Source organism: uncultured Nostoc sp., assembly GCF_964247315.1.
GTDB lineage: Bacteria > Cyanobacteriota > Cyanobacteriia > Cyanobacteriales > Nostocaceae > Nostoc.
In genome coordinates, this window is the sequence record NZ_CAXTTT010000085.1 from 22,155 (window position 1) to 34,369 (window position 12,215).

The following is a 12,215-nucleotide window of genomic DNA, read 5'->3' on the forward strand; positions in this document are numbered from 1 at the left end:
ATTTGTCCAAAACTAATGACCATTGTACAGACGCGATTAATCGCGTCTCTACGACTAATTGCTGTAATTAACTACAGGGGCTTGTGCGGGTGCTACCGTAACCCAGCCTTTGATTAATTCTTTTGATTCTTGGGCATATTCGGAAGCTGCTTGATTATTTGCAGTACATGGTTTACGGTTTGCTGCCTCTGTAAGCCACTTCTTATAATCTTCAGGGGACTCAACAACGACATCTGCTCGCATGGTTGCAAAGTAAGTGCCGCTGAATTCGGAATCGGTCAATTGATATTTGCCAATACGGATGGGGGTGAATTCCAAGTCAATGTTGCGGTTGGGAATAATGTCTTGCTTGACTCGGAAAGCAGGAATATAAAAGCCGTGGAGAACATCCTCGGACTGCATAGCTAGACGAATGCGATGATTGACGGGTAAATGTAGTTCGGTGCTGGTGATTCCTGTTTTTGGATAGCGGAAAACCCAAGCCCATTGCTTGGCATTAACTTCAATGTCTTCAAATGGCAGGACATTAAGATTCTCCACGTCCCCGCGTCCCCGTCTCTCCGTGTCCTCATTTATCGGTGCAGCAGATGCTGATTTCATCAAGACTGGAATATGAATATGCATAGCTTCCATTGGGCCTTGAATCCCCATTTGCTCGTAGATTTGGTAACTGTAAGTGGCAATCCAAAACACTAGCAATACAGGAATTGCAGTCCAGACAATTTCTAGTGGGATATTTCCTTCAATCGGGGGGCCATCGCTAGTATCATACTGCTCTGCTCGATGGAAAATCCCTGAATACATAAGTGTTCCTGTGACTCCAAGGAAGATAAATGCTCCTAGCGTGATTAAGAAACTAAACAACTTATCGACAAGCTGCGATTCTGCTGCGGCTTGAGGAGGCATCCAGGAATACGTCCACTGCCCTATCCAAAGACTAACAGCAGTTAAGGCGATCGCGATCGCACTCAATATCAAAATATTTCGGATTTTCATTGATTACCTCAGCAGTAAGTTGGGGTTTTTGCCCAAGCGCAACAACATATCAGCAGTATTGTGAACTCCAAACTCAGTAGCTAACTGCGCTCCTAGCGTACCGTGGATGAACATGATGAACATGATGAACAGTCCAGAAACTAAATAAGTCCACTGCACTTGTTGACTGTCATCCTGACGCCAAATATAGCGCTGAAATCCTCTCCAAATAGCCATCCCAAGAATCAGCGCTAGTAGAAAAACACCACCCATACCATGCCAAAGCATTGTTTGCATAGCTTCCAATCCCCAAGCACTCTTTACCCCAGTGAGTGGTTCTGCCAACATGATTTCATAAAAACCTGCTGCTACCGTAAAAATTGTGATGAGTGCCGAACCTAGCATATTGTACCAGCCGGCATCAAAAAAGCTGGAACGAGTGGCAGGAACTGCTAAAAACTTGAAGATTGGTTGTTGTAGGGGGAAGAACGCACCAATAAAATCAAAGGTAATGCCAAGGATGAATAAAGCTAGAGTGAGATGAACTAAATTTGGATGAATGGGTATAGTGTAGGGCAACCCATTTGCTCCCATCTGAGTTTTTAATTGCTCAATAACTTCAGGGTTCATTACAGTAAGCCCTCCTTTATGGCTTCAACAACTGGTACAGTGTGCAGCCCATATACCCAAACCAATTCATCTCCGAAATAGACTTGTACGCCTACCAAAACAGTCAAAACTAGACTCGCTGCTAGGTAATAAACTGATATCTTTTCTGGAGTGCGGCAATGAATCACGTAACGCCAAGCTGTAATGGCTGCCAGAATTCCTGCAAGTGCCCAACCAAGAATCATATGTAAATTAAGTACTCGTTCAGCTGCGTTATAAGGTTCTGCCAAACCTGCTTCAAATTGACCAAAAATAACGGCGACAAAGATGGAGATTGTAGCGAAAAACATATTCCACCAACTCACCTCGAAAAGACGGTAATTACTAGTAAAGTATCCAATGACATCACACAAGAAGGCAAACAACACCATCGCAATCACAAAATGGACAACGATCGGATGTATCGTATCGGGATACGGTAAATTATGGTTATTCAGAAGCTTCTCAAGCATGGTATTCTACTCATGTGTTAGTTAGTGTTTAGTGCTTAACAATCAATACTTCACAATCTTTTGATTTCTACAACAATTTAGATTGCACTTAAAATCCTTCTAAATAACAACAGCAATTCTTATAATGAGAATTCTTTCACAGAGTAGCTTGATTCTGATACGCAAAAGCTCGCTGGAATGAATATAGAATAGCAAGTTATCGAAAAAGGTTTTACTCGTTGGTAAATGCTGATGAACGAGTTACTACTTTCCATCTGTGAAGTAAAACAATGTATGAAATATAAACACAAGGATATTAAATCTCCGCAATATCGCTTGGAATCTGATACATTTGACTAAATAGGCTTTGGACATAATAATATCCAAAGCTGATAATGAGAATTGCTGGTCTTGGAGTGTACTTTATTTTTTTGAAGAATTTTGTACTTTTGATTCTCCATATATAAAGAATATCATACATCTGTTAAAAATACTTGCGATCGCCAACTAATTTTCAAACAGTATTTGTAGTTACAATTAATCAGAAGCTAGAGAGCTTTTATCCAACAGTTGCGTTTTTTCTGTTGTTTCGGGGTGAGGAATTTTGACCTGTTCCAGAAAACGAGATATCCAAGGTAAAGCCACCATAATTCCTGTTAAAACTACTAGAAATACAGCTATTCCAAAAATTTGGTCACGGGGAATTTCGAGAACACCGCGTAAAATTACCTCTCTTAAAGCAGAAACAATAGTAATTTCTACTGCTGCGGTCACGGATGTCCGCTGTTGTTGTAGATGATCAATTAACAGGCGGAACAATTCTACTAAAATCAAAATGAATAGGATATCAGATGTTACTTGCCGCAAATCCAAGGGATGCAAAAAGGATAAGAACATATCTCCCAGTCGGATCAGCATCACACAGAATAGACCAAGGCAGAGAGAAATGATAATAAAATCTTGAAAAAACTCTAGGTTCCGGACAATTTTATTTCTTTGTAACCAGTTATTGAAGTTTGAAATTAGCCCCTTGAGCATGGTATTTCCTGACAATTAGATTCATTGATCTCCATAACTGAAACAGTGCTGAGTATCTAGCATCGATTACTCAGCACTCAGTACTGTATTCAGGGCGGCCGCATCATGTCAACAAAAGGATTGTATTTTCAATAAGCTCCCAAATAGTCGCATTAATTGTTGCTTATTGACACAGGTTGAAGCGATCACTTTGAGCTTGGGAAACTAAACCAAACGATAAATGCTGATTTTTTCGTTGGTTCTTAACCTTGGTTGTGATCAAGAGTAATTTAGATGCGTTTGCCCTGGTACTGTATTCAATCCCCATTATTTAGCTATGGGGTTCCACTCAGCCCGATTAAACTATTTTGAACCGTTCAAGTCACCTTGTACGGTTTCTACGGTTTTAATTTTGGATACTGCGGTTGTTAAGTTATTCGCAGCCTTAATAATCTCTTGTAAGGTTTCGTTTATCACTTTCTCATCAAGAGAGGTTTCTAATAAGTAAGTTTCTACGAAAATCTCTACTCGGTTAACAATTATTTTGGCTTGAGAGCGTAGTTTGTTGAGGTCTTTGGTAGACAATTCAGTCATATTCATTGTTTGAAGCTCCTTTAGTTTCACAGGGTAAATTCTACATTTTTGGTCAGCAATTCTCAGTCAAAGAGCGATTCTTACAGGTCAACCTTTTTTTGAAAGATAAAGCCTGCTGGAATACCCATTTAATTGGTTTGCCTGTTGACTGCTTAAATGGCTTGAGACTCCCCAAATTAGTACAAAGGTTTCAAGCAGGAAAATTGCTAGGGGTGGCGAGTTAGTAGGTCTATTTATTCCTTAGGACTTACGCACCGAAATTATCTTTTGAGACTGGGTGTGGAGTGTGTAATTTTGGGTATGTAAGGATTTTGGGTCTTTATCAAGCAATAACAAGTCTTCTCCTAAGCAAAGATACCAAAGGCGAACGGTGGAGACTTTTATAGCAACTTGAAGCCGAAGTTGTTGAGAGTTTCCCGCAAATACTTGCACCCTTTTAAATAGTCTAAAGTGGCGATTCGCTCGGCTGAGTTTTGCGACCAATCAACAGCAGCATTCATCTGTTGTTGAGTGTAGAATTCTTTCATGATATCATTGTAGTGAGCGATCGCTTCATCTTGCTCTGCCAATTTATAGATTTCCCGGTGCAGTATAGCTGACTGGGGTAAACGCGGCTTAATAGCAGGTTGTACTTCAGGATTGGGATAACCCACACACAATCCAAATACGGGGAACACAAAAGGTGGCAAATTTAATAGTGTTGCTACCTCTTGGGTGTTATTGCGAATTGCGCCAATATATACCGTTCCCAAACCAATAGATTCAGCAGCTAGAGTCGCATTTTGCGCTGCTACCGAGGCATCGATTACTGCTTTAAACAACAATTCTATGTAATCCAGAGCCACATGAGGTAATCCGCGACTGTCAGCAATATGAGCCATACGACCTAAATCTGCTAACCAAACCAAAAATACAGGAGCCTGGTTAACCCATACTTGGTTATTAGACAGCTTGCATAATTCTGCTTTGCGCTCTGGATCTTCAACCGCTACCACACTCCAGGTTTGCAAATTAGCTGAACTAGCAGCAGATTGAGCGGCTGCAACTAGCCATTCTAGGGTTCCTGGTGGTAAAGGGTCAGATAGATAAGACCGAACTGAACGGTGAGATAGTAGCGTTTGTAGAGAGTCGTTCCAGTCAATTTCGTAGTTGAAGGGAATCTCACCGTAGCGCGATCGCAATAGTTCTGTAGGATTGGTCATAGTCAACTTTTGAACTCCAACACTTTTTTACGTTTTCAAAGAGACTCTTAACGACGAAAAACAAAGAGGTTGATTAACTAACAAAAATCGATACGATCCTTATTCTGTCAATTTAGAAAAGCAAGACAGTGTTAATCAAGGATTTCAGCTTGGTTAAGTTTCACTCGTTAAGCCCATCGATATCTGATGGATAAAAGCCTTTTGAAATATGAACTTCGGAATTTTCTCTGACGGAAGTAACAAAAGGAGGATAATACTCTATCATTTGAAGCTAAAGTCCCTTTGCCCCTCCGCCCTTGAAGCAACCCTTACACAGGGTACTATACAGTTTAACTTAGAACCATTCAGACAGAATGTTCGTGAAATCATAGAATTATTTATTCGGTGTTGCAGACAAAGCAGGCTGATTTAGCAATTGATAAAATCTCCCCTTACTTACCCCAATTCATCCCGCTGTTCTGCAACGCCCTTTATTCATCATTAAGCCTCTATAGAAGAATACTTGACTTTTGACTTTTGACTTCCCCGAAGGGGCTGACAAGCCCCTAAATTTATTTATGGGGATTATTAATTTTGACTTTTGACTTTTGACTTTTGACTTCCCCGAAGGGGCTGACTGCTACGCAGCTAGCTGGGTTTCTCCAAAATCTGAAGTTAGGCGATTATTCCGAAAAAAAGCAACTCGTAAAGCTAGCCGAGACTCAGATGCAGGACAAGTCAGCGGAGTTACTGTATGCCAAGAATTGTCAGAACGCGCGATCGCAACAGAGGAATCACTAAGGGGTAGAATATCTTGGAAGGCAGATTCCGGTTGGGAGTCTTTGAGAATTCGCAAACAGCCTCCCCAGTCTACAGACCATTGTTGATTGAAAAATAACAGATGAGTTAAAACTTTGCTTGGCTCGTCTGTATGAGGGTGATGCAGATGTCCTGAGTTATATCGGCGAAATCCAATATCCATCACACAGTCCTTTAGTTCCAACCCAGACATTTCGGCTATTGCTGCGCGGTAAGAATCTGTCCACAGCTCTTCTATCAACTGTCGCCAGACTTTACTAAGATGTCTCAAGTCATAAGTAAGTCTACCTTGTGCCATCCGCTCTCGCCAGCGATTATCGCTAGATTTGAGCATCAAGGAAATATCCTCGCTAGTGGCAAGCATCTTTCCCCAAGAGTATCCGTATCCCTCTCCCTCCGACAGGCGAAACTCTTCATGGGGAAAACTCGCAGTTAGTTCTAAGCTTGCTTCTGGTGAAAGCAGGTTTTTGATCAAAGCCCAGTTATATGGGACTTTTTGCATTGCTGTGGCACGAATAGACTCAAAATTAAGCATGGTAGAAAAAAATGCTTTAGTAGAATTAACCAATCCTGACTACCCTGAACATCAAGTGGCATTGAAGCATTAACAATCGATTTAGCTCTGCATCAAGAAGCTTTGCTCAAGCTGCAGAAGTTTCAACACCAGAACAATTAGAGAAGTGTTCCAATCAATTTCGTAATTAAAAGGAATTTCACCTGACCGCAATAATTTTGTAGGATTTGTCATAGTCAACTTTTGAACTTGAACGCTTTTTTACGATTTCAGAGGGATTATCAACCTCATTACAAATTTCTTTGGCTACAAGACAACTGGCTTTAAAAATAGCGATTCTTCACCACTGCTCAAAGTAGGTCAAGATCAACCTCTTCAGAATCAAACTGCTTTCCCTCTTGTTTGAGTAATTGTGCTTGGAGACTACGCAATAGGGAGCGCAAAACATCAGTCTTAGTCCGTTGGAACTGTTTGCAGTGCTGCTCTAGAAGTTGCCGTTCTTCTGGAGACAATTGAAAAGTGATCCATCCTTGCTCTTTTCTCGGCATAGCCAATACCAACATAATTGGTAATATTTTAGCAGTTAATATAAGAATTGCGATCGCCAACGGAGACGGAATTGTTATGTGTTCTTAACCAACTTCACTTTTGATTCAAGTCTTCTGGGTAAAAGCACAATGCAACTTACAGCGCTTTTCAAGTAATTTAACTACACCATTCCTTACTCCCTACTCTGCATTCCCCGTTTCAGTCATGGGCTAAATACCTGAAAACTGCTGTAATGTTTCGGTAGATGTGTGCGTTCACCCTTGGGGAACGAAACTCAGGAGTTCTTCAACCGTGAGACTGCGCTTTACTTTTACTGACTGATGCTTTACAGCATCCAGCACTGATTGAATTTCTGGTTGACTGAGTGTGATTCCATGTTCTTGTAACACACTGAATATCAGATGCCGACCGGAATGTTTGCCTACTACCAAGCGACGTTCCCAACCAACATCTTCCGGCGCAAACGGTTCATAAGTACCGGGATTTTGCAACACACCGTGAGCATGAATGCCCGACTCATGTGCAAAAGTATTTTCACCCACGATCGCTTTCCAGGGAGGAACCGGCCAATTGGCAGCTTTCGCAACTAACCGTGACAGTTCCAGTAACCGTTTTGTATTAATACCCGTTGGGATGCCGTAGAGGTGTTTCAATGCCATCACCATTTCTTCCAGCGCCGCATTACCTGCGCGTTCGCCAATCCCATTTACAGTAGTGTTGACTGATAGCGCCCCTGCTTCAATACCAGCTAGCGAGTTCGCCATTGCCAGTCCAAAATCATTATGCGTGTGCATTTCTATGGGAATAAATAAATGATGCACAAGGGAGCGAACTTTACTGTAAGTGTTCAGAGGATCGAGAATTCCTACAGTGTCACAAAAGCGAAACCGGAAAGCTCCCAATTCTTGAGCATAATACGCCACATCCAATAGAAAAGATGGATCGGCTCTGGAAGAATCTTCTCCGCCAACAGATACAGATAAACCGCGATCGCAAGCGAAATTAATCGCATCCCGCAGACGATCCAGCATTACCTGCTGCTTACCCCCAAACTTGGCAGCAATCTGAATTTCTGAGACGGGAACGGAAATATGCACCCGTTCTAAACCACAATCTATAGATGCCTGGATATCGGACAAATTAGCACGGTTCCAGCCAAGTAATTGGGCGTTTAATCCTAGATTAGCGATCGCTCGGATCGACTCTGCTTCTTCTTGTCCCATTGCTGGAACGCCAATTTCTAATTCTGGAACACCAATGGCATCAAGAAAAGTGGCGATCGCAATTTTTTCTTCAACATTAAAAGCTACACCTGCTGCTTGTTCGCCATCTCGCAAGGTTGTATCGTTAATCTGAACGGGATGTTTGTTCATAGTGAAGTGATGATTCATAATCAGCTAACTTGTTGTGTGATTTTGATTTGCTTGAGTAATTGACGCCGTGTGCAACTTTCTTCAGACCTAACCCCCAACCCCTTCCCTACTAGCGTTGGGGAGCAAGAATCAAAGATTCTCAGGAGTGGGGGAGAGGAATAGCAGTGTGATTCTAAAGATAAGTTGCACATCGCGTTAATTAGTAATTGAAATACAGAGCAGCTAACTTGAGTTGTGGAAAGTAAAAGACATATTCCTTTATCGTGCAGTAATAATTACGAATTACGAATTACGAATTACGAATTATGAAATATTTGCTACAACTTCTCCAATATTGCTAGTGTCATAGCCACCGAGAATCTCTAATTGCGATCGCACTAGCTGATGTCCAAAGATACTGAGAAACTGCTTTACGGGTTCTTCTTCCAAGTATTCTTTAATAATCACCAAGTCATATCGCGCACGATGAAGGGGGATAAATCCCAACCCAAAGGCAGCAGCTATAGATGCTGTACTGATACCTGCATTAGCAACTCCTGAGACTATAGATAAAGCAACATCTTGATGGCTGTGAACGATACGATCAGATCCTTTAACTTTGTGCAATGGTACTCCTTCTTCTTGGAGTTTCCGTTCTAAAAGCATCCGACTGCCAGAACCCACTTCATGGGTGACAATAGTTGCTCCAAATTCTACTAAGTCGGAAACTGTTTTAACTCCCATCGGGTTTCCTGGTGGGACTAACAAACCTTCTTCCCAAACTCCAAGGGTAATCAAGACAGCACTCTTATCTGTTAAGGCTTCTCGCACAAAGGGAATGTTATGTTCCCCAGTTTGGGGATCATATAAGTGCATTCCTGCAATGTGAACTTCACCTCGGCACAAACTACGCAATGCAGCCTTGCTATGGGCAAAACGATAATGAACTCGCAATTGCGGATGCCAACGTTCAGTTGCTCTTGCCAAGAGGGAAAGCACAGGTGTACAACCAGCAATCACAACTGTATTATGCAGTTTATCTATATCATCCAGAAGCCGAACCTGGACTTTATTTGTACCGATCTGGCTTTGTACTTCACCCTCCGAGTGACGTTCGTTACCAGCTACCTCGGTCACTGAGCGTAGCCGAAGTGCTGACGCTAATGGCAATTTGCTAATGCGGGGAAACTCTTTCACCCTTACGGATGACGCTTCTACGGACGCTTGAGTACTCGCTACCGCTTCGCTTGCGCTAATCCCAGTCTCTACAATGGGGTGACTCATCGCAACTGTCTCACCATCGGCTGGAATCATTTCGATCCGAAAAGCATCATTCCCAACAAGGGGATAAGCTATCCATTGATTCCCAACCCGCGCTAGACTAACTCGTGATTGCTGTTGCTTAGGGCCTGATCCCGCGAGAATTGCCTCAACTTCTGGTAAATCTTCCTCAAACCAGAATAAGTCCTCGACTTGGCAACCAAGTGCCTTGGCTAAACGTAGTGACATAGCAACAGAAGGAGCATATTGTCCCAATTCCACACCACCAATACTCTGACGAGTTACGCCAGCTATATTAGCTAATTCTTGCTGACTCATGCCCAAGCGAGTTCTAATTGACTTCAGGTTGTTGCAAAGATTCACATCCAGTTTCATGAGGCTGTATCTCTCCGTTAGAAAAAGCCGCAGCACACAAACTTAAATTTGTTGGGTCAATAGCAAGGTTTTCTAGTGTTTGCCGTTTTTGTTGTCAGACATCTTGATGTTTTGACAATTTCGCTTATTTGCTGCAAGCATAACATGCATTTTGCTAAAATACTTGCGCCTTTGGATACTATTTAGCAATTTAGCGATCGCTGTAGGCATCGCTTTTTCATCATCTGCTAACCAAGGCGATGCCTGCGTCACCAACAGAAAACTTAGTCCGAGTGCGGTAAATCTCGATCTAAATGCCAATTACCTTTTTTAGTTGGTACTGCTACCCACTGGAGTTCCAACCATAAGATCGGGTTCTTTTCCTTCAATCTTGAGACGGGATCGCGGATAATGCGTGTGGCATTTATGCAAACAGCCTCACATATCCCCAAATCTTGGGCAACGCCTCTAAAAACGTCTTTGTAGGCATTGACTGAGGCAAACAGCATATTAGGATAAAAAATAACAAAATGTTGTATGAGTTTTGGAGGGCATCCCCAGTAAGAGTTTACGAGTTCGACGTGGCAGTACTGGAGCAACTCGCCGACTTTGGCACAGCGTCCCTTGACTACGGTAGTAAATTTTTGAACTAAAACCTCTTCAGTCAACATAATGAGTTCTCCTCCTTCAATGAGGTAGACGGATTTTGGCGTGGTTCAGAACGCCGATTTCTCAAATAGTGGTAAGAAGTTTACGCAGTTTTTTCTGCTTTTTCGAGTAAGAGATTGCCAATTGCTCCAGACACTTTGTATGAGGGATAACCTCTACTGCATTGTTCTAGTCAAACAACCCAAACTTTACCAGCAGTTCCTCTAGCTGATCGTTAGACATAGATTTCGGAGTGACAAAATCTGTATTTTGGTCAATTGCCATTGCCAGGTTGCGATAATGCTGTGCCTGTTCAGACTCAGGAGCATACTCAATCACTGTCTTGCGGTGGAACTCTGCCCGTTGCACCATGTTGTTTCTGGGTATGGAGTAGATCATTTGAGTCCCCAGTTTCTCTGCCAGAGCCTCGATTAGATCGTTTTCTTGATCGACTTTGCGAGAATTGCAGATCAATCCACCCAGACGTATACCGCCTATAGGAGCGTACTTTTGAATGCTTCGGCAGATGTTGTTGACAGTATACATTGCCATAATTTCCCCAGAAGTGACAATGTAAATTTCTTGAGCTTTGCGTTCACGAATGGGCATGACAAATCCACCGCATACCACATCACCCAAACCATCATAAAATGTATAATCAAGTCTAACTGCATCATCATAAGCACCAAGTTGTTCCAGCAACCCAATTGATGTCAGAATGCCTCTACCTGCACATCCTACACCAGGTTCCGGCCCACCCGATTCGACACACAGCGTCTTCCCCCATCCCTCCTGGCGGAAGTCTTCTAAATTCACATCATCTTCTTCTTTACGCAACGTATCAAGTACAATCTTCTGGTGGAACCCCCCCAAAAGGAGCCGGGTGGAGTCTGCTTTCGAGTCACACCCTACGACCATCACCTTACGACTCATATCAGTGAGTCCAGCTACTACGTTTTGAGTCGTTGTGGATTTGCCAACTCCCCCTCTTCCATAAATAGCGATTTTCCGCATAAAAACCTCGGTAATGGCGCAGACTTATTGATTCGGCTCCAAAATTCAATTAGAGTGTTGAATTAAATTGAAGTTGTCGTTTTTGAAAGTATTTACTACCTAGTTCTTGACTGCATTTATGCTGTTAGATAGTGGAGATTAGCCGTCTATTCAGCACTATAAATATTGCAGTTATCTGCTAAAAGTTAAACAGCTTTTTACAGATATGGCAGTAAATATTAGTAGGATGCAAGATACAACAAAAGTGCTAAAAATTAGTTCCAATCCTGTCACCAAAAATTCAGAAAACTTCTATACATACGGTAGGTGAATGAGAAATCTTTGCTTACTTACAGCAAGACAAGCATTATTTTCCCTGGTAGGAAGATACATAAAAAAATCAGTCCAGCCAACGCTATGGCAACAGCTTCGCCAAACGAAAAACCGATTTTTAGGCGATTTTGCTCCACTTCGATTAACGTTATGCCGTCACCAATAACTGATGAGGCTGGTCTGATACTCACTTCAAAGCAATCTAAGGAGTTTTTGTTCTGGTATTAGATTCCTTATAAATAAAGAATATCATACATCTGGCCAATTTACTTGCGCCGACAAACTAATTTACAAACAGTATTAGTGGTTACAATTACTCATCAGCTAGAAAGCTTAAAAGCAAACAATTACATTTCTCCTATTGTTTTGATTTGAGTAAATATCGCCGATTTATCCAACTGAAGTATCTGGAATCAGAATACCAATTAAATCATTTGTCTATTCGTTTATAGTTAGAATAGTCTGTCTACTTCCTTTGCTAAAAGTCTTATATATAAAAGGATTT

At 41.9% G+C, this 12,215-nt stretch carries 13 protein-coding genes and 1 pseudogene; all 14 read right to left on the bottom strand.

What is annotated here, in order from left to right; all coding sequences use genetic code 11:
• Positions 1-54 precede the first annotated feature (54 nt).
• On the bottom strand, positions 55-996 hold the full coding sequence (locus ACFE93_RS23185; RefSeq protein ID WP_375476647.1) for a cytochrome c oxidase subunit II: 942 nt from the start codon (positions 994-996) through the stop codon (positions 55-57).
• Between the two features lie 3 nt (positions 997-999).
• A complete protein-coding gene (locus ACFE93_RS23190) occupies positions 1,000-1,605 on the bottom strand; it encodes a DUF2231 domain-containing protein (RefSeq protein WP_375476649.1) in 606 nt (201 codons plus the stop codon).
• The gene (locus tag ACFE93_RS23195; RefSeq protein WP_375476651.1) at positions 1,605-2,096 is read right to left on the bottom strand and encodes a DUF2231 domain-containing protein; all 492 of its coding nucleotides are present in this window, start codon (positions 2,094-2,096) and stop codon (positions 1,605-1,607) included. Before ACFE93_RS23195 ends, ACFE93_RS23190 begins: the two co-directional genes overlap by 1 nt.
• A 516-nt stretch (positions 2,097-2,612) precedes the next feature.
• The gene (locus tag ACFE93_RS23200) at positions 2,613-2,972 is read right to left on the bottom strand and encodes a phosphate-starvation-inducible PsiE family protein (protein WP_375476653.1); all 360 of its coding nucleotides are present in this window, start codon (positions 2,970-2,972) and stop codon (positions 2,613-2,615) included.
• Positions 2,973-3,455: 483 nt separating this feature from the next.
• On the bottom strand, positions 3,456-3,692 hold the full coding sequence (locus tag ACFE93_RS23205) for a hypothetical protein (protein ID WP_292871618.1): 237 nt from the start codon (positions 3,690-3,692) through the stop codon (positions 3,456-3,458).
• A 374-nt stretch (positions 3,693-4,066) separates the two neighbouring features.
• A complete protein-coding gene (locus ACFE93_RS23210; protein WP_375476655.1) occupies positions 4,067-4,888 on the bottom strand; it encodes an NADPH-dependent oxidoreductase in 822 nt (273 codons plus the stop codon).
• Positions 4,889-5,507: 619 nt separating this feature from the next.
• Positions 5,508-6,221, bottom strand: a complete 714-nt coding sequence (locus tag ACFE93_RS23215; protein WP_375476657.1) for a 2OG-Fe(II) oxygenase — start codon at positions 6,219-6,221, stop codon at positions 5,508-5,510.
• Between the two features lie 398 nt (positions 6,222-6,619).
• A pseudogene (locus tag ACFE93_RS23220) lies at positions 6,620-6,748 on the bottom strand (CopG family transcriptional regulator); the annotation flags it as partial.
• Positions 6,749-7,003: 255 nt separating this feature from the next.
• Complete coding sequence (gene nifV, locus ACFE93_RS23225; protein ID WP_375476659.1) at positions 7,004-8,122, bottom strand: homocitrate synthase; 1,119 nt, start codon at positions 8,120-8,122, stop codon at positions 7,004-7,006.
• Positions 8,123-8,425: 303 nt separating this feature from the next.
• Entirely contained in the window at positions 8,426-9,757 is a 1,332-nt protein-coding gene (locus ACFE93_RS23230) for a substrate-binding domain-containing protein (RefSeq protein ID WP_375476661.1), read from the bottom strand.
• A gap of 72 nt (positions 9,758-9,829) precedes the next feature.
• Positions 9,830-10,009, bottom strand: a complete 180-nt coding sequence (locus ACFE93_RS23235; protein WP_375476663.1) for a hypothetical protein — start codon at positions 10,007-10,009, stop codon at positions 9,830-9,832.
• 11 nt (positions 10,010-10,020) lie between these two features.
• Positions 10,021-10,407 (bottom strand): hypothetical protein, encoded by a 387-nt coding sequence (locus ACFE93_RS23240; RefSeq protein ID WP_375476665.1) that lies wholly within the window; start codon positions 10,405-10,407, stop codon positions 10,021-10,023.
• A gap of 166 nt (positions 10,408-10,573) precedes the next feature.
• Positions 10,574-11,398: a nitrogenase iron protein gene (gene nifH, locus ACFE93_RS23245; protein ID WP_375476667.1), complete on the bottom strand. Its 825-nt coding sequence runs from the start codon at positions 11,396-11,398 to the stop codon at positions 10,574-10,576.
• Between the two features lie 329 nt (positions 11,399-11,727).
• Positions 11,728-11,901, bottom strand: coding sequence for a hypothetical protein (locus tag ACFE93_RS23250; RefSeq protein ID WP_375476669.1), 174 nt, complete (start codon positions 11,899-11,901; stop codon positions 11,728-11,730).
• Between the last annotated feature and the right edge of the window lie 314 nt (positions 11,902-12,215).

What these genes read in the sequence shown, in the direction of transcription:
- ACFE93_RS23195 (WP_375476651.1), bottom strand. Translation starts at nt 2,096, where the DNA reads ATGCTTGAGAAGCTTCTGAATAACCATAATTTACCGTATCCCGATACG.
- ACFE93_RS23215 (WP_375476657.1), bottom strand. Translation starts at nt 6,221, where the DNA reads ATGCTTAATTTTGAGTCTATTCGTGCCACAGCAATGCAAAAAGTCCCA.
- ACFE93_RS23240 (WP_375476665.1), bottom strand. Translation starts at nt 10,407, where the DNA reads ATGTTGACTGAAGAGGTTTTAGTTCAAAAATTTACTACCGTAGTCAAG.
- ACFE93_RS23205 (WP_292871618.1), bottom strand. Translation starts at nt 3,692, where the DNA reads ATGAATATGACTGAATTGTCTACCAAAGACCTCAACAAACTACGCTCT.
- ACFE93_RS23200 (WP_375476653.1), bottom strand. Translation starts at nt 2,972, where the DNA reads ATGTTCTTATCCTTTTTGCATCCCTTGGATTTGCGGCAAGTAACATCT.
- ACFE93_RS23185 (WP_375476647.1), bottom strand. Translation starts at nt 996, where the DNA reads ATGAAAATCCGAAATATTTTGATATTGAGTGCGATCGCGATCGCCTTA.
- ACFE93_RS23210 (WP_375476655.1), bottom strand. Translation starts at nt 4,888, where the DNA reads ATGACCAATCCTACAGAACTATTGCGATCGCGCTACGGTGAGATTCCC.
- nifV (WP_375476659.1), bottom strand. Translation starts at nt 8,122, where the DNA reads ATGAACAAACATCCCGTTCAGATTAACGATACAACCTTGCGAGATGGC.
- ACFE93_RS23230 (WP_375476661.1), bottom strand. Translation starts at nt 9,757, where the DNA reads ATGAAACTGGATGTGAATCTTTGCAACAACCTGAAGTCAATTAGAACT.
- nifH (WP_375476667.1), bottom strand. Translation starts at nt 11,398, where the DNA reads ATGCGGAAAATCGCTATTTATGGAAGAGGGGGAGTTGGCAAATCCACA.
- ACFE93_RS23190 (WP_375476649.1), bottom strand. Translation starts at nt 1,605, where the DNA reads ATGAACCCTGAAGTTATTGAGCAATTAAAAACTCAGATGGGAGCAAAT.